At 70.5% G+C, this 24,258-nt stretch carries 25 protein-coding genes and 1 pseudogene; 13 read left to right on the top strand and 13 right to left on the bottom strand.

All coding sequences use genetic code 11. From position 1 onward, the window contains the following. Nucleotides 1-22: 22 nt before the first annotated feature. Nucleotides 23-1,012, bottom strand: coding sequence for an alpha/beta hydrolase (locus AB0D27_RS08110; RefSeq protein ID WP_362503729.1), 990 nt, complete (start codon nt 1,010-1,012; stop codon nt 23-25). Nucleotides 1,013-1,238: 226 nt separating this feature from the next. On the opposite strand from AB0D27_RS08110, the gene AB0D27_RS08105 reads away from it, so the two are divergent. From AB0D27_RS08105 to AB0D27_RS08090, 4 genes are all read left to right on the top strand, one after another. Further along, entirely contained in the window at nt 1,239-1,988 is a 750-nt protein-coding gene (locus AB0D27_RS08105; protein WP_362503726.1) for an SDR family oxidoreductase, read from the top strand. A gap of 136 nt (nt 1,989-2,124) precedes the next feature. Then, nucleotides 2,125-3,435 (top strand): hypothetical protein, encoded by a 1,311-nt coding sequence (locus tag AB0D27_RS08100; RefSeq protein ID WP_362503724.1) that lies wholly within the window; start codon nt 2,125-2,127, stop codon nt 3,433-3,435. 273 nt (nt 3,436-3,708) lie between these two features. Continuing rightward, nucleotides 3,709-3,858 carry a hypothetical protein gene (locus tag AB0D27_RS08095; protein WP_362503721.1) on the top strand — a complete coding sequence of 50 codons (150 nt, stop codon included), beginning with the start codon at nt 3,709-3,711 and terminating at the stop codon, nt 3,856-3,858. Between the two features lie 28 nt (nt 3,859-3,886). After that, entirely contained in the window at nt 3,887-4,945 is a 1,059-nt protein-coding gene (locus tag AB0D27_RS08090) for a cellulase family glycosylhydrolase (RefSeq protein ID WP_362503718.1), read from the top strand. Nucleotides 4,946-5,018: 73 nt separating this feature from the next. On the opposite strand, the gene AB0D27_RS08085 is transcribed toward AB0D27_RS08090, so the two are convergent. After that, nucleotides 5,019-5,552 (bottom strand): GNAT family N-acetyltransferase, encoded by a 534-nt coding sequence (locus AB0D27_RS08085; RefSeq protein ID WP_362503715.1) that lies wholly within the window; start codon nt 5,550-5,552, stop codon nt 5,019-5,021. A 90-nt stretch (nt 5,553-5,642) separates the two neighbouring features. Here AB0D27_RS08085 and AB0D27_RS08080 point away from each other — a divergent pair, with 90 nt between their 5' ends. The 6 genes from AB0D27_RS08080 (at nt 5,643) to AB0D27_RS08055 (ending at nt 9,152) form a co-directional block, all read left to right on the top strand. Beyond that, nucleotides 5,643-5,774 carry a hypothetical protein gene (locus AB0D27_RS08080; protein ID WP_362503712.1) on the top strand — a complete coding sequence of 44 codons (132 nt, stop codon included), beginning with the start codon at nt 5,643-5,645 and terminating at the stop codon, nt 5,772-5,774. Between the two features lie 202 nt (nt 5,775-5,976). After that, nucleotides 5,977-6,324 carry a hypothetical protein gene (locus tag AB0D27_RS08075; RefSeq protein WP_362503709.1) on the top strand — a complete coding sequence of 116 codons (348 nt, stop codon included), beginning with the start codon at nt 5,977-5,979 and terminating at the stop codon, nt 6,322-6,324. 85 nt (nt 6,325-6,409) lie between these two features. Next, nucleotides 6,410-7,246, top strand: a complete 837-nt coding sequence (locus AB0D27_RS08070; protein WP_362503706.1) for an undecaprenyl-diphosphate phosphatase — start codon at nt 6,410-6,412, stop codon at nt 7,244-7,246. A gap of 115 nt (nt 7,247-7,361) precedes the next feature. Further along, on the top strand, nt 7,362-7,739 hold the full coding sequence (locus tag AB0D27_RS08065) for a BlaI/MecI/CopY family transcriptional regulator (protein WP_362503702.1): 378 nt from the start codon (nt 7,362-7,364) through the stop codon (nt 7,737-7,739). A gap of 3 nt (nt 7,740-7,742) precedes the next feature. After that, nucleotides 7,743-8,669, top strand: coding sequence for a M56 family metallopeptidase (locus tag AB0D27_RS08060; RefSeq protein ID WP_362503699.1), 927 nt, complete (start codon nt 7,743-7,745; stop codon nt 8,667-8,669). 312 nt (nt 8,670-8,981) lie between these two features. Continuing rightward, nucleotides 8,982-9,152 (top strand): hypothetical protein, encoded by a 171-nt coding sequence (locus AB0D27_RS08055; protein ID WP_362503696.1) that lies wholly within the window; start codon nt 8,982-8,984, stop codon nt 9,150-9,152. Nucleotides 9,153-9,264: 112 nt separating this feature from the next. Here AB0D27_RS08055 and AB0D27_RS08050 read toward each other — a convergent pair whose 3' ends face one another. Then, nucleotides 9,265-10,053, bottom strand: a complete 789-nt coding sequence (locus AB0D27_RS08050) for a phosphatase PAP2 family protein (protein ID WP_362503693.1) — start codon at nt 10,051-10,053, stop codon at nt 9,265-9,267. Nucleotides 10,054-10,238: 185 nt separating this feature from the next. On the opposite strand from AB0D27_RS08050, the gene AB0D27_RS08045 reads away from it, so the two are divergent. The 3 genes from AB0D27_RS08045 (at nt 10,239) to AB0D27_RS08035 (ending at nt 13,388) form a co-directional block, all read left to right on the top strand. Then, the gene (locus AB0D27_RS08045) at nt 10,239-10,892 is read left to right on the top strand and encodes a DedA family protein (RefSeq protein ID WP_362503690.1); all 654 of its coding nucleotides are present in this window, start codon (nt 10,239-10,241) and stop codon (nt 10,890-10,892) included. Between the two features lie 352 nt (nt 10,893-11,244). Further along, nucleotides 11,245-12,582 carry a glycosyltransferase gene (locus tag AB0D27_RS08040; RefSeq protein ID WP_362503687.1) on the top strand — a complete coding sequence of 446 codons (1,338 nt, stop codon included), beginning with the start codon at nt 11,245-11,247 and terminating at the stop codon, nt 12,580-12,582. Further along, entirely contained in the window at nt 12,579-13,388 is an 810-nt protein-coding gene (locus AB0D27_RS08035) for a polysaccharide deacetylase family protein (protein ID WP_362503684.1), read from the top strand. The genes AB0D27_RS08040 and AB0D27_RS08035 overlap by 4 nt, the downstream gene beginning before the upstream one ends. Nucleotides 13,389-13,681: 293 nt before the next feature. On the opposite strand, the gene AB0D27_RS08030 is transcribed toward AB0D27_RS08035, so the two are convergent. From AB0D27_RS08030 to meaB, 10 genes and pseudogenes are all read right to left on the bottom strand, one after another. After that, entirely contained in the window at nt 13,682-14,419 is a 738-nt protein-coding gene (locus tag AB0D27_RS08030; protein WP_362503681.1) for an HAD-IA family hydrolase, read from the bottom strand. After that, nucleotides 14,416-15,222 (bottom strand): DeoR/GlpR family DNA-binding transcription regulator, encoded by an 807-nt coding sequence (locus AB0D27_RS08025; protein ID WP_362503678.1) that lies wholly within the window; start codon nt 15,220-15,222, stop codon nt 14,416-14,418. Before AB0D27_RS08025 ends, AB0D27_RS08030 begins: the two co-directional genes overlap by 4 nt. Before the next feature lie 188 nt (nt 15,223-15,410). Then, nucleotides 15,411-16,445 carry an alcohol dehydrogenase catalytic domain-containing protein gene (locus AB0D27_RS08020; protein ID WP_362503675.1) on the bottom strand — a complete coding sequence of 345 codons (1,035 nt, stop codon included), beginning with the start codon at nt 16,443-16,445 and terminating at the stop codon, nt 15,411-15,413. A 367-nt stretch (nt 16,446-16,812) separates the two neighbouring features. Further along, nucleotides 16,813-17,260: pseudogene (locus AB0D27_RS08015) on the bottom strand (alcohol dehydrogenase catalytic domain-containing protein); the annotation flags it as partial. Further along, nucleotides 17,257-18,144, bottom strand: a complete 888-nt coding sequence (locus AB0D27_RS08010; protein ID WP_362503672.1) for a carbohydrate ABC transporter permease — start codon at nt 18,142-18,144, stop codon at nt 17,257-17,259. The gene AB0D27_RS08010 and the pseudogene AB0D27_RS08015, both read right to left, overlap by 4 nt. After that, the gene (locus AB0D27_RS08005; protein WP_362503669.1) at nt 18,141-19,100 is read right to left on the bottom strand and encodes a sugar ABC transporter permease; all 960 of its coding nucleotides are present in this window, start codon (nt 19,098-19,100) and stop codon (nt 18,141-18,143) included. The genes AB0D27_RS08010 and AB0D27_RS08005 overlap by 4 nt, the downstream gene beginning before the upstream one ends. A 77-nt stretch (nt 19,101-19,177) precedes the next feature. After that, nucleotides 19,178-20,527, bottom strand: a complete 1,350-nt coding sequence (locus AB0D27_RS08000; protein WP_362503666.1) for a sugar ABC transporter substrate-binding protein — start codon at nt 20,525-20,527, stop codon at nt 19,178-19,180. A gap of 741 nt (nt 20,528-21,268) precedes the next feature. Next, nucleotides 21,269-22,258, bottom strand: a complete 990-nt coding sequence (locus AB0D27_RS07995) for a GlxA family transcriptional regulator (RefSeq protein WP_362503663.1) — start codon at nt 22,256-22,258, stop codon at nt 21,269-21,271. Nucleotides 22,259-22,266: 8 nt separating this feature from the next. Beyond that, nucleotides 22,267-22,914 (bottom strand): HD domain-containing protein, encoded by a 648-nt coding sequence (locus AB0D27_RS07990; RefSeq protein ID WP_362503660.1) that lies wholly within the window; start codon nt 22,912-22,914, stop codon nt 22,267-22,269. A 352-nt stretch (nt 22,915-23,266) separates the two neighbouring features. Further along, a complete protein-coding gene (gene meaB / locus AB0D27_RS07985) occupies nt 23,267-24,256 on the bottom strand; it encodes a methylmalonyl Co-A mutase-associated GTPase MeaB (RefSeq protein ID WP_362503657.1) in 990 nt (329 codons plus the stop codon). Nucleotides 24,257-24,258: the final 2 nt, after the last annotated feature.

Below are 24,258 nucleotides of genomic sequence, written 5' to 3'. Positions count from 1 at the left end.
GATTCAGCCCGGCCGGCACCATCTAGCCCGTCCGGCGTTTGAGGACGAGCGCGTCAGCGCGATACGGGGGGTCTGGGGGGCGGGAGCCCCCAGATACGGGACGGGCAGGGGCGGAGGGGGCGAAACCCGCCGGCGTCAGGCGACTCGGTTCCGCCAGCAACCAGCTCAGCACCTTGGGCAGGGCCCGCAACGCCGCGAAGTGGGCGGCGGTAGGTTCGAGAACCGCCGTCGCCCGGGGTATCCGCGCCGCGAGCCAAGACGAGTGCGACGCCGGCGAGAAGACATCCTTCACGCCGTGCCACAGCAGCACCGGCACCCGGATCTCCGCCGGGTCGAACCCCCACCGCCCCGTCAGCGCGAGCGCGTCGTCGATCCACCCGTACGGCGAAGTCCGCAGCGCCTCACGGTAGTTGCGCAGCAGCATCGAGCGAATGGTGTTGTCCGACACGATCTGCCGGTCGTCGTCCGTGAGTTCACCCCGCAGCTCCTCCAGGAGCCGCACGGGATCCTTGCGGATGGCCGCGGACCGCGGTATCAGCCGAGCCACGAACCGCTCCGGATCGCTGAACGCGGTCCGGAACTCATTGACGTTGGACGGCGCCATCCCCGCGAACCAGTCCAGCCCCTCCGCGTCACGCGGCGCCAGCCCCACCAGCGCGGCGGCCCGCGTCACCCGCTCCGGCATCAGCGCGGCACAGGCCAGCGCGTGCGGAGCGCCGCCGGACCGCCCGGCCACCGCGAACCGGTCCACCCCGAGGGCATCGGCGACGGCGGCGACGTCCTGCACCACATCGACGACCTGACGGCCCGGCTTACGGTCGGACCCGCCGTATCCGGGCCGGTCGTAGCTGATCAACCGAGTCCCGCGCTGGTACAGGAACATCGAGCGCGGCCGGGGCCCGACCCGGCTGCCCGGCATCCCGTGCAGCAGGAACACGGGGCGACCAAGCGGATCCCCCGAGACCTCGACGCGCAGCAGCCGCCCGTCCGCCGTCCGCACATGGTCGCGCACAGCGCTCCCCCCTCCCTCGGTCCGGTGGACCCCTTCGGTCCGGTGGACCGGGACAAACGCTGCCCGATCCCTGCCCAGCAGCCCGTACGACGAAACGAATCCGCAGGTCAACCAGGCCCCATATCAAGCCACTTGACGGCGCCAGGCACCCTCCGTAGCGTCACCCTGCGTACGCACATGTGACTGCTATTCATATTCGAAGACGACGACGGACGGGCGGGTGGCCATGGAACGGCGGCGTGTGGTGGTGTCCGGTGGCGGAACCGGGATCGGCCTGGCGACGGCGGAGGCGTTCGCCGCGGACGGGGACCGCGTGGTGCTCCTCGGCCGCCGCGAGGACGTACTGCGCAAGGCGGCCGACGAGCTGAACGAGCGGCACGGGGAGGCGACAGCCTCCTGGCACGCGGCGGACCTGGCCGACCCCGAACAGGTGGGCGCCGCAAGGGAGTTCATCACTGAGGACGGCACCCCGGTCGACGTCCTCGTCGCCAACGCGGGCGGAAACGCGGCGCCCGCGCACGACGGCTCCCTGGCGTCCATCGCCGACGGCTACCGCCGCAACTTCGACGCCAACGTCCTGACCGCCGTCCTGCTCACCGAGGCCCTGCTCCCCCACATGCGCCGCCCAGGCGGCCGTATCGTGCAGCTCTCCTCGATCGCCTCGCTGCGCGGCCCCGGCTCGTACGGCGGCTCCAAGGGCTGGATCAACACCTACACCTACGACGTCGCCCAGCGCGTCGGCTCCGAAGGCATCACCGTGAACGCGATCGCCCCGGGCTTCGTCGGCGACACCGAGTTCTTCGGCGACCGCGCGACCCCGGAGTTCGTGGCGTCCCGCGTCGCCCAGTCCCTCACGGGACGGCCCGGCCACCCCTCGGAGATCGCGGCCGCCATCCGTTACGTGGCCTCGCCCGAAGCGGCGTACATGACGGGCCAGCTGCTGCACATCAACGGCGGCGCGGCGCTGGGCCGCTAGGACCTGTCCGCCAGGCGGAGTTCCGGCTTCCCCTCGACGTACAACCCTTGGGCCACCGCGGGTGTCTGGTTTTCGTGAACTGACGTTCCCCCGCAGTTCGTCCGCCCGCCGCCGACGCTTCGCCCAGAGGACCCCCGTGCCGGACATCGCTCCCGACCATCGTCTGCTCCGCAAGACCGCCGGCGCGATCGGCGCCGTCGCCCTGATCGCGCTGGGCGCCGCGCCCGCCGTCGCCGACGGTGCCCCTCAGTACCGCCTGGCGCTGGCCCCGATCGCCCCGATCGACGGCGTGCGGCCGGGGAGCAGCTTCGAGGTGCCCGGCACCTTCGCCAACAAGGGCACCGGGGCAGTGGACAAGGTCTGGCTGTCGTACTCCGTCACGCACGGCCTGAGCCACACCGAACTGCCCTCCAACTGCGCCCGCTACGAGGTCGGTTCCTACGACGAGATCCCGGACTCGTCCGATGTGCTCTGCGAGTTCGACCAGACGGTGGAACCCGGCGTCACCTACGCGCCCGACAAGCCGCTGACGCTGAAGGCACTGGACAGCGCGCTGTACGACAAGCTTCGGGTGACGGTCTCCGACTACGCCCCCTACCCCGGCGACCCCACTCCAGAGCCCGTCCCCGGGACCGCCCCGGCGGTGAAGCTGGTGGAGCAGCCCTCGACCACGCCGACCGGCCCGGGCAGTGCCGAACACCCCGACTGGGACGGGGTCGATGTGCCGGTGACCGCGGTGAACACCGCCGACTTCCAGGTGACGGGGGGAGCGTTGAAGGGCCGCGTCGGGGACACGGTCACGCTGGACGCGAAGTTCACCAACGCCGGGCCGGCATGGGTGCTGAGGGACTTGGGCACCTCGGCGGCCAAGGTCCGGATCAAGCTGCCCGCCGGTACGACGGTGACCAAGGCGAGCGGGTTCTGCGCCGGCGTGGGATCCGGCACCTATGACTGCGGCACCAGCGAGTCCTGGGTGGACGAAGGCGAGGGGGAGACCTACACCTTCAAGCTGAAGATCAACAAGGCGGTGCGGGGGGCCAAGGGCTCGGTGGCGCTCGTCGGAGACTCGCGTCCGTTCGACAAGAAGGCGACGAACGACACGGCCGACATCCTCCTCGACGTCACCGGTGGCGGCTCGACGAGCGGCGGCGGCGGCTCGACGTCGTCCACCGGGGGCTCCGGGTCCACGTCCACCGGAGGCTCGACGTCGACCGGCGGTTCCACGTCGTCCGGCGGGTCCACGGGGAGTTCCACGGGAGGTGGTTCCACCACAACAGGCGGTTCCTCGTCCACAGGTTCCTCGGGCACCTCCACCACCGGCGGCGACCTGGCGAGCACCGGTTCCTCTTCCACCCTGCCCCTGGCGGGCGCGGCAGCCGCGGCCCTCGCCGCCGGCACGGGCACGGTCGTACTGGTACGCCGCCGGACCGCCGCCGCCCGACGCTGACGGACCAACCCGCCAGGGCCCGGCCGCACGCCCGGCCCGGTCGGCAGGCAGACAGGCAGGCAGGGCAACGGAACGGATCCGCCGCCTGCCGACCGGCGCGCCCTGCGCGGGAGGCCGCCCGTGCGTGCGACGACGTTACGCGCGGGAAACCTTGACGATCCCGGTGCCGGATGCCACGATTCCGGCGCCGCTATGTTTACGTAAACATCGCCCAGGGACGGGCCTCGGCCGGAAGGTCCGGCGGCCGCTCCGGCGCGACATGTTTACGTAAACATGCCGCTCTGCGGCCGGTGGAGCAGGGAGGAGCAGAACCAGTACGTCGAGGTCATCACCGGGCCCACCGACGGCGAGCCGACACCACCGTCCGGCCCGGCACACCTTCCGACGGCCGCTCAGCCGCGAGCGGGCTTCGCCATGCGCTGAGTCGCCATCTCTTGAAAGGGCCATGCTGATGCGCAAAACCCCCGCCAGAACCCCCCGCTTCTCCCCCCCGCTGCGCGCCGCCGTCGTGGCGATCGCGATCGCCGCTACCACCGGCACGACGCTCGCCACCGGCTCCGCCCACGCCGCGCCGAGCGCGGATACGACGCAGTTCAAGGGCGTGAACTGGGCCGACCCGCGGGACAACTTCGCCGACGACCCGGTCGTGCTGTCCGGTCTGTCGACGTCCGACAGCTACGCCCAGACCTACGCCAAGGCGAGCCGGATCATCTCGGCGTTCCGTGCGAACCTCGGCGCCAACACCGTCCGGCTGCCCATCAACCCCTACACCGTCAACGGCTCGTACTGGAAGTCGTACCGAGGGGTCATCGACGCGGCGTCGGCCAAGGGCTTCAAGGTCATCGTCTCCTACTGGGAGGGGACGGGTGCCCGCAAGGACGGCTTCATCGACGACCCCACCACCTTCTGGCCCATGTGGGACACGGTGGTCAAGGCGTACAAGAACGACAAGCACGTCTACTTCGAGCCGATGAACGAGCCCCACGGCTACACCGACACGGAGTGGGCCGACATCGCCGCGAAGTGGCTCGCCACCTACCCCTCGGTCCCCCGCGACCGGGTGTTCGTGAGCGGCGCCGGCTACAACGACCACGTCACCTCCGTGTGCGCCGACCCGCGCCTGAAGGGCACATATCTGTCGCTGCACCACTACGGGTTCTGGAAGGACTACGCCACCTACGACCAGTGGGTGGCCGACCTCAAGGAGCGCATCGGCGACTGCGCGGGCCGGACCGTCGCCGACGAGTTCGGCGCCCCGATGACGACGGGCCTCGACTACGACAAGCCGACTCCCGACAACAACTTCATCAACTACGTCCAGGCCGTCACCGACACCTTCCGCGAGCTCAAGATGGGCTCCGTCTACTGGCCCGGCCTGCGCACCGACGACACGTACTCACTGCAGACCCTGACCGGCGACCCCGCCCGCCCCTGGCTGGCCACCACCAACCAGTCAGGCGCCGACCGCCTCGCCTGGGGCTGGGGCCGCGGCAAGCCCGTCGGACACTGACCCGCAAAGGCGCGGAGGCTCCGCCCCGGTAGGCGGGGCGGAGCCTCCTCAACGCCCGACGGCTGGGCCGGGTTCACCCATGGAACTCGGTGAGATCGATGCTGTGAACGCGCAGCGGGAAGCCGTACACCGGGTGTGCCGTATCGCGTTCCGGCGTCATGCCGAGCTTGCGGATGATGTTCTCGGAGGCGTCGTCACCGATCCGGTTGATGCTGATGACGCGGTCGAGGCCACGGTCCTGGAGCGCGAACTCCAGCGTGGCGTGGGCGGCTTCGGACGCGTACCCCTGGCCCCAGAACGGTGAGCCGAGCCGCCAGCTGATCGCCACGGCGGGCAGTACCTCCGGCAGGAACTCGGGCACGGACAGGCCCACGACGCCTGCCAGTTCGCCCGAGGCCAGCAGCTCGACGGCGAAGAGACCGAAGCCCTCCTCGTCCCACTCCTCTTCCCACCGCTCGACGTCCTCCGCCGTGTCGTCCAGGTCGCGCACCGAGCCGTCGTCGATCCACCGCATGACCTCGGGGTCCGCATTGATGTCCGCCATGGGCGCGAGGTCGTCGTCATACCAGCGACGGAGGAGGAGACGGGGCGTACGGATCTCGGTCATGGCGCCCATCCTGCCTGATGACTGAACACCCGACCGCCGGGCCTGCGGATCACTCCAGGTGAGCGGGGCTGCATGCCGACGCAGATGCCCATGACGGACCGCCCAGCGATCCGGGCGCTCGGCCCGGCCTTCGTCGCCGCCGTCGTGGCGTCCCGCGGCGGCATGACGCGGGCCGAGAACACCGAACGCGCCACCGTCGTGACCATCGGGGTCCCCTGCTGACTTCCGATCACCCGGACGCGCCCGCGCACGCGCGGGGCGGCGGCAAGAGTTCACCTACGCGGGCTTGGCGGGCTCCTGACTGATCCTCTACAGTCACACCGAACTTCTACGTGATGTAGAAGTAGCCTCTGTTCCCCGCGCGTCCCTCTCCGGCCGCCCGCTCGCGGCGCCGGCACCGGCCGCCTCGGCACACAAGGACCCCATGCCCTCCCACCCGTGGGCCGCCATACCGCACACCGCGGTGCCGGCCCTGAACCCGCTCGACACCACGTCCCTGGTCACCACGACCGCGGGCGCGCGCCTCTCCCGGCCCGCGGTACTGGCGGACGCCGCGGCCGGGGCTCTGCTCGGCGCGCAGATCGCTGTGCTCGGTCGGCGTCACCTTGGCCGGGGATGTGCTGGGCTCCACCGTGCCAAGCGTGGACAAGTACCTGCTGCCCGCCGTCGCGCTGATGTGATCGTCGTCTCGCTCGTGCCCGTCGCCCTGGAGCTGCGCCGTCGGCGCCGTACGGCCGCGACCTCTCCGCGGCCCCCGCGCCCCGTCGCATGACGGGACACCCTTGCAAGCCCCACAACGCCCGTCGGTGCGGCGCTCCCGCTCCAGTGACTCTTCGAATAATGCAGGGACAGGACCAATGAGTGCGATCAGTGTCGGACAGGCCGCTGTGCTCGGAGTCGTCGAGGGGTTGACCGAGTTCCTTCCGGTCTCCTCCACCGGGCACCTCAAGATCACCGAGGGGCTGATGAACATACCGGTCGACGACACCGCCGTCGTCGGCTTCACGGCCGTGATCCAGGTCGGGGCCATCGCCGCCGTCCTGCTCTACTTCTTCAAGGACATCGTGCGCTTCGCCGGCGCCTGGGCGCGCGGCGTCACCCACCGCGACGCCCGCCAGAGCCACGACTACAAGTTCGCCTGGTGGGTCATCTACGCCACCATCCCGATCGTGATCGTCGGCCTGGCGGCCAAACCGCTCATCGAGGGCTCGCTGGCCTCCCTGTGGGTGGTGGCCGGCAGCCTGATCGTCGGCAGCGGCTACATGTGGGCGGCCGACCAGATGGGCCGGCACAAGCGTGGCGAGGACGACGTCACGGTCAAAGACGCGATGATCGTCGGCTCCTCGCAGATCCTCGCCCTGCTCTTCCCCGGCTTCTCGCGCTCCGGCGCCACCATCTCCACCGCCCTCATCCGCGACCTGGACCGGGTCGCCGCCACCCGGCTCTCCTTCTTCCTCGGCATCCCCGCTCTGACCGGCGCCGGCCTGTACGAACTCAAGGACGCCCTCGGCACCGGCGCGGGCGCCGCACCGCTGGCTGTGGGGACGCTGGTGTCGTTCGTGGTCGCGTACGCGTCGATCGCCTGGCTGCTGAAGTTCGTCGCCAAGCACTCCTTCAACGCGTTCGTGGTCTACCGGATCATCATCGGGCTTGTGCTCTTCGGCCTGCTGGCCACGAACGTGCTCAGCGCGTAGCCCGCCTGGCGGACAGCGGCTGGACCTCATACTTGCCTTAGCGCCGGATTTATCCTCTACGTCTCGTAGTAGTTTGGGTGTTCAGCCCAGTCCGTGTGCGGAAGGAGCGACAGGAGTGAGCGATCAGGGAGCGGCAGGCCGCCGGGCGCGCGGAGAGCTGGAGAGCGAGGTGCTCGCGGCCCTGTGGGCTGCCGGCGAGCCGGTGGCGGCGGGCACGGTACGTGAGCAGTTGCACGGCGATCCCGCCTACACCACGGTGCTGACGATCCTCACCCGCCTGCACGACAAGGGCATGGTGACCCGCGAGCGGGCGGGGCGCGCGTATCTCTATGCGGCGGTGCGCGATGAAGCGGCGCACACGGCGGCCGGGATGCGGGCGCTGCTGGAAAAGGGCAGCGACCGGGCCGCGGTGCTCGCCCGGTTCGTCTCCGAGCTGGGGGCAGAGGACGAGCAGTTGCTGGAGCAGCTCCTGCACGCACACCGGGAGGATTGACGGTTGCGGATCGACGTGTACGTACCGCTGCTGCTGAGCACGCTGTTCGGCGTGGCGGCACCGTGGGCCGTCCGGAGACTGCCGCCCCGCGCCGCCACGTGGCTGCTGGCCTGCACCGCGGTGGTGGCGGCCGGCACCTGGGCAACGGCACTGGCGCTGCTGGCCTTCACCCTCGTGGGCCAGATCCCGCTGGTGGCCTCCGAAGGGACATGGTCGGCCGGGGTGCTGGCGGCGACCGATCCGGTGCACCGCTCGGTGGCGCTGGTCTGCGGGCTGGTGCTGCTGGCGTCCGTGGCGGGGCTGGCGGTGGTGTCCTGGCGGCGGGTGCGCGTGCTTGTCGACGGGTGGCGGGAATGCCGGGAGCTTCCGGCGGCCGGGGATCTGACCGTGGTCGACGACCCGGTGCCGACCGCGTTCGCCCTGCCCGGGATGCCTGGCAGGGTCGTGGTCTCCTCCGGCATGCTTCAGGCACTGTCCGCCGATGAACGACGCGCCCTGCTCGCACACGAACGCGCGCATCTGCGCCATCGCCACCATCTGTTCCTGCTCGTGCTCCAGTTGGCGGCGGCCGTCCATCCACTGTTGCGCCCGCTCGTCCGGGAGGGGGCCTTCACGGTGGAACGGTGGGCGGACGAGGAAGCAGCCGCCGAGGTCGCGGACCGCGCTCTGGTGGCCCGTGCCGTCGCCCGCGCGGCCCTGGCCACGAAAAGGGCACCACAGCGCGCTCTCCCGGCCACCGGCGGCCCGGTCCCGCGGCGCGTGCAAGCCCTGCTGACCCCGCCCACGCCCTTCCGGCAGGGCCCGGTGTTGGTATGTGCCGCGTTGGCGCTGGTCTGCTGCGTGAGCCTGGCCGAGGCCGCCCACGACACCGAGCGACTCTTCGAGAACGCCATGCCCACCAGCGCCGCCACACACGAACAGCCGCGCTGAGATCCGCTGGACGGGAGAACGCGCAGGCCGCAGCCCCCTGGCCGAGCCGGGCCGCCCGGGCGAGGCCGGCGGCCACGTGCGCGCCGAAGGTGGTGGTGAAGCCCCGCCGCGTACAGCGGCCACGTCCGCCATCGGGCGACGGCACTACACCGAGGGACATGTCGGCTCGCTACTGGTGCCGGGCGGCCTGCGACGCCTCCGACGCCGGCCCGCCGGGATCACCGCGCGCGCCAGCCGAGGCTCCCACGAGGAGCTCCTCGCGGGCACCCGCACGGCCCCTGCGGGGCGCCGGCCCTTGCATGACGAGCAGGGATGCTGCTCAAGCCGGACTTCGGGACGCCGGCGGACCGGGTCGGTGCCGGCCCGGTGCTGCTGGGCGGGCTGCTCGCCTTCGCCGCCGCCTCCGTCTGCTTTGTGCCGGCCGACAACACCGGTCTGCTGTGGGGCAGGACGCGGAAGACCTGCTCGGCGTCGTACTCGTAGGAATCGGCGCACTCCTTCAGCCGCTGCCCGGCCCGGACGGACTCGGGGCCCCGATCACGCCGCGGGCGTTGAGGTCGCGGTGTCGGCGGCGCAGCCGTTCCCTTCAGATGCGTTACGGCGTGAGGGGCTGACTCGTCCGGCTGTCGGCCGGATGCCCGGGGAGCGGCTCCCGTACATCCTGCGCCGCCGCAGCGAGAACGTCGTCCTGCGTGCCGAGGCCCGCGGCGACCGGCGGTCCGACGGAGCCGAAACGGTCCAGGAAGGGGACCAGGTGCAGCCGCGGCAGTAGCCAGGCGTGCCAGACACCGGTCAGGCAGATGATCGCGGAGCCGCTGACCAGCACCGAGCCCAGGACGTCGATGGGATAGTGCGCGCCGATGTACAGCCGGGAGAACGCGATGAGCGCGACAGCGGCGGCGCCGCCGAGAGCCGTCGGCCGCTGCCAACGCGTGCCGCGGGCGAGGAAATACGCGGCGATCACGGCGGAGACGGTGAAGGCGACGTGCCCGCTGGGGAAGCTGTTCGAGCCGATCTCCGGGTCCAGGGAGTAGACCGCCGGGGGCCGATTGCGGGCGACGATCAGCTTGGCGATCTCCGCGCTGTTCCAGCCGACCGCGACCACCAGGAAGGTGGAGACCGCGTCGACCGGGCGGTGACAGCGCAGCAGCAGCCAGCCGCACCACAGCGCAAGGATGACCAGCCCACCGACCGGGGAGACGATATTGCTGACCCCCAGCATGACCGTGTTCAGCCATCCGGTGCGGGTGTCGTTCTGCAGGGCGCGGTCCAGACGCAGCTCGTCGGGCTGCAGCAGACTCGTGTGCGCGGCGATCAGCCCGAGGGCGATCGCCAGCGTGAAGACGATGAGCGACTTGCGCAGCCAGTGGCGCACCTGGGGCATGGAGTGGTCCTTACGCGAGACACAGCGGGGCTCGGGCCGCCGCCGCCCCGCACGTCGACAGCGACGCGGAGCCAGTTCATGACGTACGGGTGAATTCGTGGCGACCCCCCGGCTAATCTACTACATGTTGTAGAGTTAACGTCCGGAGGGCGCCCCTCTCACGTTCCGCGAGGGAGAGTGGAGGCATGCACGCGATCACCGACTGGCTGGCCGGACTGTCCGGCCCGGTGGTCTACGCCGTCGTCGCAGCCCTGGTCTTCTGCGAGGACGCCCTCTTCTTCGGCTTCGTGCTTCCCGGGGAAACCGCCGTGGTGCTGGGTGGGGTCCTGGCCAGTCAGCACCATGTCTCCGTGTACTGGCTCGCCCTGGCCGTGGTGCTCGCGGCGATCGCCGGCGACTCGGTGGGTTACGAGGTCGGCCACCACTTCGGGCCCCGGATCCTGGCCACCCGCCCGCTGCGCCGACACCAGGACCGGATCGCCGGCGCCCAGGCACTGATTCGCCGCCGGGGGCCCGCAGCGGTCTTCCTCGGCCGCTTCGTCGCGTTCTTCCGCGCGATGATGCCCGCCCTGGTCGGCGCCTCGCATATGCGCTATCGCACATTCCTGCTCTTCAACGCCCTGGGCGGCCTCGTCTGGGGCGTCGGCTTCACCCTGCTCGGCTACTTCGCCGGCTCCGCCTACACCCGGGTCGAGCACACCGTCGGCCGGGCCCTCACGCTCACGCTGGCCGCCGTCGTGATCGCCGTCCTGGTGGTCTGGCATCTGCGCCGACGCCGCGCCCGCCAGGAGTCCGACGGCTCCGGCCAATCGACGGGTGACCTGCGCGACAGCCCTTGAGGCCCGGCGCCGGGTTGAGCCGCCACAGATCCTCAGTGCGGCACTCGGCTCGCGCGAAGGCGCAGGCGGGTCGGGATCGCGGGATACCTGCTCAGCCGGCGCCGCCTCTTCTCGCGCCGGTGGTCACCGCATACGCGGCCAGGTGACGAACACCCTGCCCCCTCGGGCGCCGGAATTCCGGGAAGGCCATTCCCTAACTTCTACGTGATGTAGTAGCTTCTGCATCGGCCCCAAGTCCCCGCCTGGTCACCGCATCATCGCGGGACGAAGGCACCCCACGCAGTCGGCGTGCAGATCGCGGGCGGCCCTGGAGCATCACCCACCGTGCACTCATCCCAGGAGCTGATCGGCTGTGTCCTACCGCGACAACCCGGTGGGCGAGCAAGCGTTTTCGCCGCGCGCCGCGACGGGGTACGGCCTGCGCCGCCCGCGTATCGTCATCGTCTCCGCGAGCGTGGGCGCGGGGCACGACGGCGCCGCCACCGAGCTCGCCCGCCGCCTCATGGCGCTCGGATTCGCCGTGGACCGGCACGACTTCCTCGGCTTCCTCCCCGCCGGCCTGGGCAGACTGCTCTCCGGCAGCTATCACCGCCTGCTGACCCTGGCCCCCTCCGGCTACCAGCGGATCTACGCCGCCACCGAGCACGCCGGACGCCCCGGCCCTGCCGTGCGTGCCATGTTCCGCAGCGCGGAGCGCCGGATGCTGCGCGTGATCACCCCTGATACCCGGGCGGTCGTCTCGACCTATCCCGGCGCCAGCCAGGTCATCGGCGCCCTGCGGCTGCGCGGCGCGCTGTCCGTCCCGACCTTCACCTACCTCACGGACTTCTCCGTCCACGCCCTGTGGGTCGCCCCCGGTGTCGACGCCCACCTGGCCGCCCACGCCATACCCGCCGGCCAGGCCCGCGCCCAGTACGCTGCCGGGGTTGTTGTCACCGGCCCGGTCACTGATCCCCGCTTCGTCCCCGCCACCCCGGACCAACGGCACACCGCCCGGAGGCGGTTCGCCCTGCCCGCCGACGCGCCCCTCGCGCTGCTGGTCGCCGGGTCATGGGGGGTCGGCCCGGTCCGGCAGGCCGCCACCGAGATCCGCGACAGCGGCGTGGCGACGCCCGTCGTGGTCTGCGGGCGCAACGAGGCCCTCGCCGACGAGTTGCGTGCCGACGGCATCGAGCATGTCCACGGCTGGACCGAGGACATGCCGGGCCTCATGCACGCCTGCGACATCCTCGTCCAGAACGCCGGTGGACTCACCTCACTCGAAGCCCTCGCCTGCGGGCTTCCCGTCGCCAGCTACCGCTGTATCCCCGGCCACGGCCAGACCAACGCCGCCGCGCTCGAACAGGCCGGCCTGGCCGTATGGATCCGTGAGGCTGGGCAGCTGGGCCCGACACTCGCCGAACTCCTCGACGGCCCACGCGGCAAAGCGCGGCGAGAGGCGGGTCTCGCCCTGCACCAATGCCGACCGGGCCCCGCCGAGACCATCGCCGCCGCGGCCGCCCACCGGCCACCCGCCTCCGTGGCCCGCCCGCGGGTGCGCCGCCCGGCCCGGCGACGTATCGCCGTCATGACCGCGGCCATGGCGATAACCATCTCCCTGGGCATCGGCGCACCGGTCGGCTATGCCTACAGCGAGGCCGGCTCCCACCTCAGCTCGATCTCCCGATACTTCGACGGAGACGACCGATGACCCCAGGCCGCCTGACCCGAACCGCCCTCACCGCGGGCGCGGCGCTGCTCCCCACGCTCGCCGCCCTCCACGGCGCTCCCGTCATCTCCACCTTCGGGCCGCTGCGCAACCGGACCATGCCCCGCCTCGCCGGACAGGGCCGGCCCGACCACATCGCGCTGACCTTCGACGACGGGCCCGACCACCTGTCCACCCCGCACTTCCTGCGTGCCCTGGAGGACCGCGGAATCCGCGCCACGTTCTTCCTGCTCGGCTCCATGCTGGTCCGCAACCCCGGCCTGGCCCAGGAAATGGCTGCCGCCGGGCACGAGATCGGCATTCACGGCTGGCACCATCGCCCGCTCCTGCTGCGCGGCCCCCGCGCCACGCACGACGACCTCGCCCGCGCCCGCGATCTCGTTGCCCAGGTCACCGGCAAACCGCCCCGGCTCTTCCGGCCGCCGTACGGGGTGATGACCACCAGCGCCCATCTGGTCTGCCGACGGCTCGGGCTGGCCCCCGTCCTGTGGACCGCCTGGGGCGAAGACTGGCGCGGCCGGGCCACACCACGGTCGGTTCACGACACCGTCACCCGTGATCTCCGCGGCGGCGGCACGATCCTGCTCCACGACTCCGACTGCACCTCCGCGACCGGCTCCTGGCGCACCACCCTCGCCGCTCTGCCCCGCATCCTCGACACCTGCGCCGCCCACGGCTGGCACACCGGCCCACTCCGCGACCACGGAACGCCCCGGCTGAGCCGGGACGACCTGGCCATCGGGCTCAGGAAGCGACGTGTGGATCCCGCTGGCACGCCCGCGACATGACGGAAGCAGCGGGCCACGGCTGCCGAAAAGGGCGGAGCCGCCGCCAGTCGTACGGCGGCTGCCCAAGCTTGGGACGCAGCCGGTCGTCACCGTTGCCGACCACCCGGCACCCGGACCCGGCACGCGGCACCCGGCACGCGGCACCCGGCACCCGGCACCCGGCACCCGGCACCCGGCACCCGGCACCCGGCACCCGGCACGGACAACGATCAGTACCTGCATCGCGAGGTCGGCGAGACCGGAGCCCGGCGCCGTCAGTCCGCCGGTCCCGGCCGTCCACAGCCCGTAAACCGTCAGGTAACGAGCCGGAGGACGTCCGCCAGACCGCGGTCACCGGTGCGGCTCTCGGAGGGGAGGAGGTAGGTGCGCAGCCCGCACGCGGCCGCGCCGCCGTCGCGGACCGGGTTGTCGCCGACCATGAGCGTGGCCCGGGGGTCGGCTCCGAGGTCGGCACATGCCTTGAGGAACAGTTGGGGGTCCGGCTTTTCGCGGGCCTGTTCGTAGGAGATGACGCAGCCGTCGATCAGGTCGTCCAGCCCGTGGTGGGCAAGGTGGGTCCGCAGGTCCCAGGCGAAGTCGCTCACGATGCCGATGCGCAGTCCACGATCGCGCAGTGCGCGCAGGGTGGGTCCCGTGTCGGAATAGGGGACCCAGGCGTCAGGTGCGGTGAGCTGCCGGTAGGCCTCCTCCTCGGCGCCCCGTAGGAAGTCCACGTGCTCCCACCATCCCCGCATGGCGAGACGGTGTCGTTCGGAAGAGAGGTCCCGGCCTTCCTGGAGGGCGACGACGCCGGGCAGCCGGAAGGCCTCCCGCAGCTGCCTGGAGATCCCGCTCACGCCACCCTGCTCGTCCAGCAGCGCGAGGCGCCCGGAGGCCTCACCGACCCGGCGCAGCCATGCCCCCAGGTCGATCATCTGGAAGATCGTGTTGCTGAAGTCGAACAGCACGGCTTCGACCGGCGGTACCGGAGCGGCCAGTTCGGCGGCGGTGGGGCGATAGGTGCTGGGGGTTTCGAACAGAGTCTGTATCACGGTGCGGGCTCTCCGGTGTCGACCGCCTCGACGGGGACTCCGAGGCCACGCATGGCCTCGATCTCCGCGTCGGATGTGCTGGTGTCGGTGATGACCGCCTGGAAGTCGGCCACGGTGCCGTAGGCGTGGGTGGCGGTTTTTCCGAATTTCGAATGGTCCACGAGCAGCAAGGACTGATGTGCGGCAGCGAGCATGGCCAGCTTCACCTCGACGTACTCGCTCAGAGGGTGGAAGAGCTGACCCGACAGGACGGCGGTGGCGGACATCACGGCGAGATCGGCGCGGATGTGGGACAGGGCGCGGGTGACCGCGGGTCCCGTGCAGGAGTTGAAGTCGCCGTGGTAATGCCCGCCGAGCAGGGTGACGTCCACACCGGGGGCGGACCCGAGGCGCTGTGCCAGGCCGACGGAGTTGGTGACGACGGCGATCTGGTCGAGCTGCGCGAGGGCGGACGCCATGGGGAAGAGGGTGGTGGAGTCGTCCATCAGCACCGTGCTGCCCGGCTTGATCCGGCTGACCGCGGCCGCGCACAGCGCGTTCTTGGCCGCGATGCTGCTGTTCTCACGGAAACGGGTGGCCGTCTCCATGGTGAGGGCGGGGAAGGCGAGGGCCCGGCCGCGTTCCTTGCGCAGCAGGTGACGCTTGTCGAGGTCGTCGAGATCACGGTGCATCGTCATGAGGCTGACGCCGAAGCGTTCGGCGAGGTCGTCGATGCGGGTCTCGCCGTGTTCGACGACGTAGCGCAGGACGGACTGACGCCGCTCCTCGACGGCGGCCTGCGACAGACGTGTCCTGGCTGGCACTGTGGCTCCCCCGTCCGTTCCGTGTCCGGTCTCCATCGTGCGGCTGCCGGTCAGTACGTCCGGCCTTCCCCATGAGGCGGCAGACCCAACGGACGCGGTCGGGCGCCGACACACCAGAAGGTGCCGGGTGACATCGCCTTCGAAGTTTCCCACAGGGTTGATCAGGCACCGGGGGCCGGTACGCACCACTACGGCCCCTCCACGATGACCAGGACCTTGACGTGTTCCGGAGCGAGGGAGGCCGCGAAGGCCTTGGCCGCCTCCTCCAGAGGGAAGGTCGCGGTGACGATCTCATCCGTGTCGATGACCCCGGAGGCGATCAACGCGGTGGCGGAGCGGTAATCGTCGGCGGTGTACATCAGGGTGCCTTCGATGCGGATCTCCCGGTCCTGGACCAGGTCGAGGCGGACCGGGGTGGGACCGGCGGCGCCGACGCCGACGACGATGATCGTTCCGCCCTTGGTCACCAGGTCGGTGGCCTGCGCCATGGACTGCTCGCGCGCGACACAGTCGAAGATCACGTCGACGGGACCGTCGAGCGCGTCCCTGACCTGGTGAACGAGGTCGGGGGCGTCGGCGGGCAGGACCGCGTCGGCGCCCAGGCGCAGGGCGCGGTCGCGCTTGCCCGGCAGCAGGTCGGTGACGGCGATTCTCGCGGCGCCAGCGTGCCGGGCGGCTGCGAGGACGAGCAGACCGATGGGCCCGGCCCCGAGGACGACGACCGTACGTCCGGTGAGGTCGCCGGCCTTGGCCACGGCATGCACCGGCGTGGCCAGCGGTTCGACGAGGGCGGCCTCGATGTCGGTCATGCCCTCGGGGACGTGGTGGACGCGGCCGGCGGGGATGGTGAAAAGGTCCGTCATCGCACCGGGGGTCTGGCAGCCGAACACCTTCAGTTCCTGGCAGATGTTGTAGCGGCCGGAGCGGCACTGGGGGCACTGCCCGCAGAAGAGGTTCGGCTCGACGATCACCCGGTCGCCCGGTGCGAAGCCCTCGGCGCCCGGGCCGACGGCGGCGACGACGCCGACCGCTTCGTGTCCGGGGTGGTAGGGCAGGGGCATGAACGGATGGTGGCCGAGGGCGGCATGGGTGTCGGAGCCGCAGACGCCCACCACGGTGGTGCGGACGAGGAGTTCGCCGTCGCCGGCCACCGGCGCGGCTATCCGCTCGACTGCGATGTCGTCGATGGAACGGACGAGTACGCGACGGATCTGCTGGGGCATGGGATGGTGCTCCGTTTCGGGTGTGGTCGGGCGAGGCGGGCGGCGCGGCGGGAAGCCGCCGCACTTCGGTGGGGAGAGTTCGTCAGCTGACGCGGCCTGGCGGAGCAGCCCAACTTCCCTGCTGCAGCGACACGTTCGGCGTCGATGCCGGCGACGTCGACGCTCGCGGCCCCGGTGACCTCGGCGAGCCGGAGCATCATCGGGCCGATGATCCCGGCGCCGCGGACCAGCACGCGGGAGGCGAGTCGGGTCGCAGGCGACGACGTCGACGCTCGCGGCACCGGTGGCCTCGGCGAGCCGGAGCATCATCGGGCCCATGGTCCCGGCGCCGCGGACGAGCACGCGGGAGACGAGTCGGGCCGCAGGCGACGACGTCGACGCTCGCGGCGCCAGTGGCCTCGGCAAGCCGGAGCATCATCAGGCCCATGGTCCCGGCGCCGCGGACGAGCACGCGGGAGGCGAGTCCGGTCGCAGGTGTCGTAGCCGCGTACGGAACAGGACAGCGGTTCGATCAGGGCCGCGTCCTCGGTCCGTACGCTCTCGGGCAGGACCGCGCGGTTGGCGACCGGGGCGGCCGCGAACTCAGCGGCGGCGCCGGGGTGGGTGACTCCGATCGCGGCCCACCGTTCGCAGAGGTTGTTGTGGCGGATCCGGCAGCAGTGGCACTCGAAGCAGGACAGCGACGGGTCGACCGCGACCCGGGCCCCGACCGACAGCTCGGTGACGGCGGAACCGACCGCGACGACCTTCCGGGCGAGCTCGTGACTGGGGTTCACGGGCGGCTTCGGCGCGAACTCCCCCTCCGCCGCTCTCACTTCACCGCTCCCAGGGACAGGCCCCGGACCAGCTTGTCCTGGGCGGCGAAACCGGCGATCAGGACGGGCAGCGACACCAGCGTGGCCGCCGCGCACAGCCGGGCCAGGAACAGGCCCTCGTTGGTGATGAAGCCGACGAGGAACACCGGGGCGGTCGATGCCTGCGTCGCGGTGAGGTTCACGGCGAACATGAACTCGTTCCAGCTGAAGATGAAGCAGATCAGCGAGGTGGCGGCGAGTCCCGGCATGGCGACCGGCGCGACGATCCGCCACAGCACGGTGAGCAGGCCGGCGCCGTCGACCTCGGCCGCCTCCAGGATTTCCTTGGGGACCTCGGCGAGGAACGAGCGCATCATCCACACCGCGATCGGGAGGTTCATGGCGGTGTAGAGGACGATCAGCGTCCACACGTTGTCCAGCATCCCGGCGTCCTTGACGATCAGGTACACCGGCAGCAGCGCCGCGATGGCCGGCAGGAACTTCGTGGACAGGAAGAAGAACATCACGTCGGTCCACTTCTCGACCGGCTTGATGGCCAGCGCGTAGGCCGTCGGCACCGCCAGGGCGAGTACGAGCAGCGTCGAAATCACGCTGCCCATGGCCGAGTTGAGAAGGAACGGGGTGATGTCCCGGCTGAACAGCAGGGAGTACTGGTGAAGGGTGAGCGGGGCGAAGGGGGTCGGCGGGTTGGTCGCCGCGTCGGCCTCCTGGTGGAAGGAGGTGAGCACCATCCACGCCACCGGGGCGAAGAACGCCAGGGTGGCGAGCCAGGCGACGAAGGTCCACAGGGGCGACAGACGTGGCGCACCGCCGTGGTCGTCGCGACGGCGCAGGAGCTTCTTGAACCTCGCCCCGGGGGCGGCGACTGCTGCGTGAGCGGTCATCGGGATACCTCCTCGCGGAACAGCGACGCGATGGTGCGCAGGGCGAAGGTCGCGATCACGATCGAGCCGAGTACGACGACGACACCGGCGGCGGCCGCCTGGCCGTACTCGTACTTGCGGAACATGGTCAGGTAGATCTCGTAGGGCAGGTTGGTCGTCTGCGAACCGGGCCCGCCCTGGGTGATGGTGTAGACCGCGTCGAAGGTCTGCACGACATAGATCGTGCCGAGCAGGACGCCCAACTCGATGTACTGGCGCAGATGCGGCAGGGTGATGTGACGGAAGGTCGCTATGGCCGACGCTCCGTCGACCTTCGCCGCCTCCAGGACGTCACCGGGCTGTGCCTGCAGGCCGGCCAGGAGAATCAGCATCATGAACGGGGTCCACTGCCAGACCAGCGAGACCACGACGGCGGGCATGGGATAGGAGGACACCCAGTCGACCGTGGGCCCGTTGTCCGCGCCGAAGAACCGGTATACGGCGTTGAGGGTGCCGTTGAGCAGCCCGTAGTCGGGGTTGTAGATGGCGTGCTTCCACAGCAGCGCCGCGGCGACCGGCATGACGAGGAACGGGGCGATGAGCAGGATGCGCGCCAGCCCGCGGCCGACGAACCGGCGGTCGAGCAGCATCGCCAGACCGAGTCCCAGGATCACGCTGATGAGCACCACCGCCGCGGTGAGCACGATGGTGTTGAGCACCGCCGTACGCAGCCGCTCGTCGGTGAAGACGAACGTGAAGTTGGACAGGCCGACGAAGTGCCGGTCTCCCGGCTTGAGGATGTTCCACTGGAAGGTGGAGATGACGAGCGTGGCCACGAACGGGAGTTGTGTGACGACGATCGTGAAGATCAGCGCCGGCAGCAGCGGGATGCGGCGCCGCCACTTGCTGACGCCCGAGGGCGTGCGCGGAAGGGCGGGCGGTGGCGCGGTCTTGGGGGGAGCGGTGAGCGTGGTCATGGACTTTCCTCCGCCAGTGACGGCCGGGTAGGGGAAGCGGTGCCCGGCCGGCGGGAGGGCCGGCCGGACAGGGAGGGTCACTGGTAGTTCTTGGCGACGTCCTCGGCGAGCTTCTGGCCGTCGTCGAGCGCCTTGTCCACGCTGGTCTTGCCGGCGATGGCCGCGGAGATCTCCTGCGTCACCTTGGTCCCCAGGTCCTGGAACTCGGGGATGGCCACGTACTGGATCCCGACCGTGGGCCTGGGCTGCACGCCCGGGTTGGACGGGTCGGCTCCCTCGATGGACTTCAGGGTGATGTCACCGAACGACGCGGCGGCCTTCTGGTACTGCGGGATGTCGTATGTGCTGGCCCGCTTGCCGGCCGGAACGCGCGCCCAGCCGAGCTTCTCGCCGACCAGCTTCTCGTACTTCTTGCTTGAGGCCCACAGCATGAACTGCGAGGCGGCGTCGGCCTTCTTGGTGGTCTTCGGCATGGCCCACGCCCAGGCCCACAGCCAGCCGCTGCTCTTGGTCTCGACGGTCGGCGCGTAGGCATAGCCGACGTGGCCGGCGATCTTGCTGGAGCCGGCGTCCTCCAGTGAACCGGCCGCGCTGGTCGCGTCGTACCACATCGCGGCCTTCTTCTGGCTCATCGCGTTCAGGCACTCGGTGAACCCGGCCTGTGGGGCGCCCGCCTCGCCGTGCTTCCTGACCAGGTCGACGTAGAAGTTGACGGCCTTCTTGAACGCCGGGCTGTTGACCTGCGCCTTCCAGTCCTTGGTGAACCAGGTGCCGCCGAAGGTGTTGACCACGGACGTCAGCGGCGCGCCGAGCTCGCCCCAGCCGGCCAGGCCGCGCAGACAGATGCCCTTCATGCCGGGTTCGGCGCCGTCGACCTTGGCCGCGATGTCGGCGATCTGCTGCCAGGTCGGGTGCTCGGGCACCGTGATGCCCTTCGCCTTCATGACGTCCTTGTTGTACATGAGCATGGAGGACTCGCCGTAGAACGGCATGGCGTAGAGCTTGCCGTCCGAGCCGGACAGGGACTTGACCATGGGCTTGAGCAGGTCCGCCTTGTCGAAGCTCGTGTCCTTGTCGGCGGAGGTGCCGAGCTCGTGCAGCCAGCCGTTGTCGGTCCAGATGGGCACCTCGTAGGCGCCGATGGTGGCGACGTCGTACTGACCGGCCTTGGTGGCGATGTCCTGGGTGACTTTGTCGCGCAGCTCGTTCTCGGGAAGGACCGTGAAGTTCACCTTGATGCCGGTGTCCTTCGTGAACGTGCTCTTCGTCAGCTTCGCGATGTCCTCCATCTGCGGGTTGCCGACCATCAGCACGTTGATGCTCTTGCTCCCGCTGCTGCTGCCACCGCCTCCGGCGCCGGCGCATCCGGTGGCCAGGACGGCGACAGCCGCTATGCCTGCGATGAGGGTCTGTCTGGTCGATGGCATGGCGATGTCCTCTTTCTCTGAGCGGTCCTGACGGCGTGCTGGGAGTGGGGCGGTGAGGAGCGATGCGCACGGGGTGCAGGCGACCGTGTCGCGTGCACGGCAGCCGTTCGGACTTGCGACGCCCGTCTCGGGAGAGGAAGCGTGAAGCCGACGGGGAGCATTGTTAGCAGAAGCAGTCGGCCTTGTTAACACTTATTGCGAGATATTCTTCGGGAACCTATCGTGAGTCGACCCCATAGAGGGCGCGGGCTTCGGCCGAACCGGACCGCGCCGTCGTCGCCCCCGCCTTGGAGAACAGATGACTGCTGATGCCGGGGAGACTCCTGTCGGCCCGGACGTGAGATGCGGCGTCGGTCATGGGCACCGGCAGGCAACTCGTGCCGTACCGCGGACGCCTTGGCGGGCCTTGCCGAAGGACCACTGCCGGGTCGCTCGACGACCGGCGGGGACCGCCACCGAGGCGCTGCGCGAGGATCACGACTTTCGGCCTCAGCGAGGCCCCGCGGGGACCAGCTCGGAGGGCGTCTGTGACCAGCTCACCAGTTCGGACAAGGGGCTCCAACTCGTCCGCAGCGGGTTCCCTTTCTCACGCGCAGAGGCCCCGCCCCAGCACTCGGGGGCGGAGCCTCTGTGACCGTTGCCGCGGCGAGCGTGACGGCAGGGCTCGACCACGCGCTCGTAGCCCCTTGCGGAGCGGGACGCGCCCCTCGGACAGACAGGTCCGCCCTCGGGCCACCGGCCCTACACGACCGCGACGTGACGACTGCCGCCGGTGCTGCGGAACCGTGCGCGGTAAACGGTCGGGGAGACGCCGAGGCGCAGCTGGAAGACCCGGCGCAGCGACTCCGAGGAACCGAATCCCGCCTGTTGTGCCACTTCCTCGATGGTTCCGGTGCCGTCCTCCAGCAGCACCTGGGCAGCTTCGACTCTGACGGACTCGATGTACTGACCGGGCGTCATGCCGACTTCGATGCGGAAGAGCCGTCCAAGATGCCGGGCACTGACGCCGGCCGCTTCGGCCAGGGAGCAGAGGGTGTGCTCCGCGGTGGGCTCCGCGGTGACACGGTCCATCACCCGTCGTACGACCGCGTGCTGTGGTTGACGCGGTGTCAGCCGGGCACTGAACTGAGCCTGCCCGCCGGGCCTGGCCATGAAGACGACCAACTGCCTTGCCACGCTGCGAGCGATGTCCGTGCCCCAGTCCTCCTCGACCAGGGAGAGCGCGAGGTCGATCCCCGCCGTGACGCCCGCGGATGTGACGATGTGACCGTCCCGGACGAAGACGGGGTCAGCTTCCACTCGTACCCCTGGATAGGCAGCCGCCAGCTGGGGCGCCAGCTCCCAGTGCGTGGCAACGCGCCGCCCGTCCAGAACACCCGTCGCGGCAAGGACGAACGCTCCCGCGCACACCGACGCGACGCGCTCGGCGCGCGAGGACAGGCGCGCGACCAGATCCACCAGCTGCGTGTCCGCGACCGCGGACCGCCAGTCCCGCCGCCCGGGTACCAGCAGAGTGCCGATTCGGCGGGGCAGGTCTGAGGGCGGCCCATTGACCCCGATCACCAGGCCCGACGAGGTGGGGACGCCGACGCCGGTGAGGGAGACGACGCGCACGTCGTAGTCGGCGCCGTAGCGGTTGGCGGTGGTGAAGACCTCGACGGGCCCGGTGACATCGAGCAGCTGCACGCCGTCGAAGGCCACGACGGCGACCGTACGTCTGCCGCGGGACACCGGCGGGACTACTCCTTCCACGGCGACTCCAGGATCGTGCGAACGAAGTTGCCCCGCTCGAAGCCGGGCTCGAAGTGCTCCAGAACGTCGGCCTTCACATTGCCGAACGTCGTCTCCGGCTTGGGTCGGATGCCTTCATGGAACGCCTCCAGAATCCGGCGCTTGAAGTCGGGGCGCGGGTGCAGGGCCACGATCTCGGCCCGGTCCGCCTCCGGGATCGCACCGTATCCGATGCCCAGGACGTCGTACTCCACCCCGGCGGTGACCAGGGCCACCTCCGGCTCCATGAACTCCGGCACCCCGGGAGTCGTGTGCAGGGCGATCGCAGTCCAGACCCGGCGAATACTGTCTTCCGGAACCCCGTGCGCGTGCAGGAACCGCTTCGCTTCCTCCGCGCTGTCCACTTCGAAGCGGCGGCCGCTGTCGTGGAAGGTCTCACCGAGCCCCACGTCGTGGAACATGGCGCCGAGGTAGAGGAGCTCCGGGTCGAAGCTCAGGTCGCGGTTGCGCCCCTGCAGGCTCCCGAAGAGGTACACCCGGCGCGAGTGGTGGTAGATGAGCTCGCTCGTGGTGTCGCGGATCAGCTCCGTCGCCTCTCGAGCCAGCTTCGTCGCAGGTACGTCTACGTTCGCCGCACCAGTGTGATCGATTCCCATGGTGTCCGCCTTCTCTAGGTGTGCGTCGCCGTCCACTCGGCGATCCCTCCTCCGGCCTGGCGCCGACGGTCCCTGCCCGCCATGGCTATCACGACGTCCAACCCACAGATACCGACATTCTGGCGGCAGCGAGTCGTCTCCGTCCGGACGCGTGCGTGACATGACCTCGACACCGAGAAGAGGGCGGCGATACCGGCGCCGCGGCGAGAAGTCCGCGAAGGCGATCTTGCCGCCCGGCACCTCGGGTACACGGACGGGGTCGCGAATCGCCGGCGACACCCTGCGTCCGCTGCGCGACCGCTCGTGGGAAGTGCCGCTCCGGTCACTGATGGCCGTCACGCCGGTCGGCGCCCTATCGACCCGGCTCGCCGCGGAAGGTTCGCAGGATGCGTTCAGCGGCGAGCGTGGCCGTCAATTCGCCGGCTCGGACCTGCTGTTCAAGGGTGGGCGCGAGGGCCCGTACCGCCGGGTCGGCGTGCAGGCGGCCGAGGAGTTCGTCGCGGACCATGCTCCAGGTCCAGTCGACCTGCTGGTCGCGGCGCTTGGCGTCGAGCCGCCCTGTCGAGTCCAGCAGGGTGCGGTGCTGTTCGAGGCGTTCCCAGACGGTGTCCAGGCCGGTCGACTCGCGGGCGCTGCAACTGAGCACGGGCGGCGTCCAGGCCGCGTCCCTGCCGTGCATCAGCCGCAGGGCGCCGGCCAGCTCCCGTGCCGCCGCGCGGGCGTCGCGCTCGTGCGGACCGTCCGCCTTGTTGACGGCGATCACGTCGGCCAGCTCCAGGACGCCCTTCTTGATGCCCTGCAACTGGTCGCCCGTGCGGGCCAGGCTGAGCAGCAGGAAGGAGTCGACCATGTTCGCCACCGCGGTCTCCGACTGGCCGACGCCGACCGTCTCCACCAGGACCACGTCATAACCGGCCGCCTCCATCACCACGATCGACTCCCGGGTCGCCTTGGCGACCCCGCCGAGCGTGCCCGAGGTGGGAGACGGGCGAACGAAGGCCGCCGGGTCCACGGCCAGGCGTTCCATCCGGGTCTTGTCACCCAGGATCGACCCGCCCGTGCGACTGGATGACGGGTCGACCGCGAGTACCGCGACCCGACGACCGAGCCCGGTCAGCAGGGTGCCGAACGCGTCGATGAACGTCGACTTGCCCACGCCCGGCACCCCGCTGACGCCGATCCGCCGCGCCTTCCCGCTGTAGGGGAGCAGCTCGGTCAGCAGCTCCTGTGCCAGCGCCCGATGGTGACGCCGGGTGGACTCGACGAGGGTGATGGCGCGCGCGATGATCGCCCGCCTCCCGTCGAGAACACCCTTCACATACGTGTCGAGGTCGATCGCCATGG

This window comes from Streptomyces sp. NPDC048415 (assembly GCF_040651675.1).
Classification (GTDB): domain Bacteria; phylum Actinomycetota; class Actinomycetes; order Streptomycetales; family Streptomycetaceae; genus Streptomyces.
The sequence above is the reverse complement of the archived record's forward strand: the minus strand, read 5'-3'. Positions and strand labels throughout refer to the sequence as shown.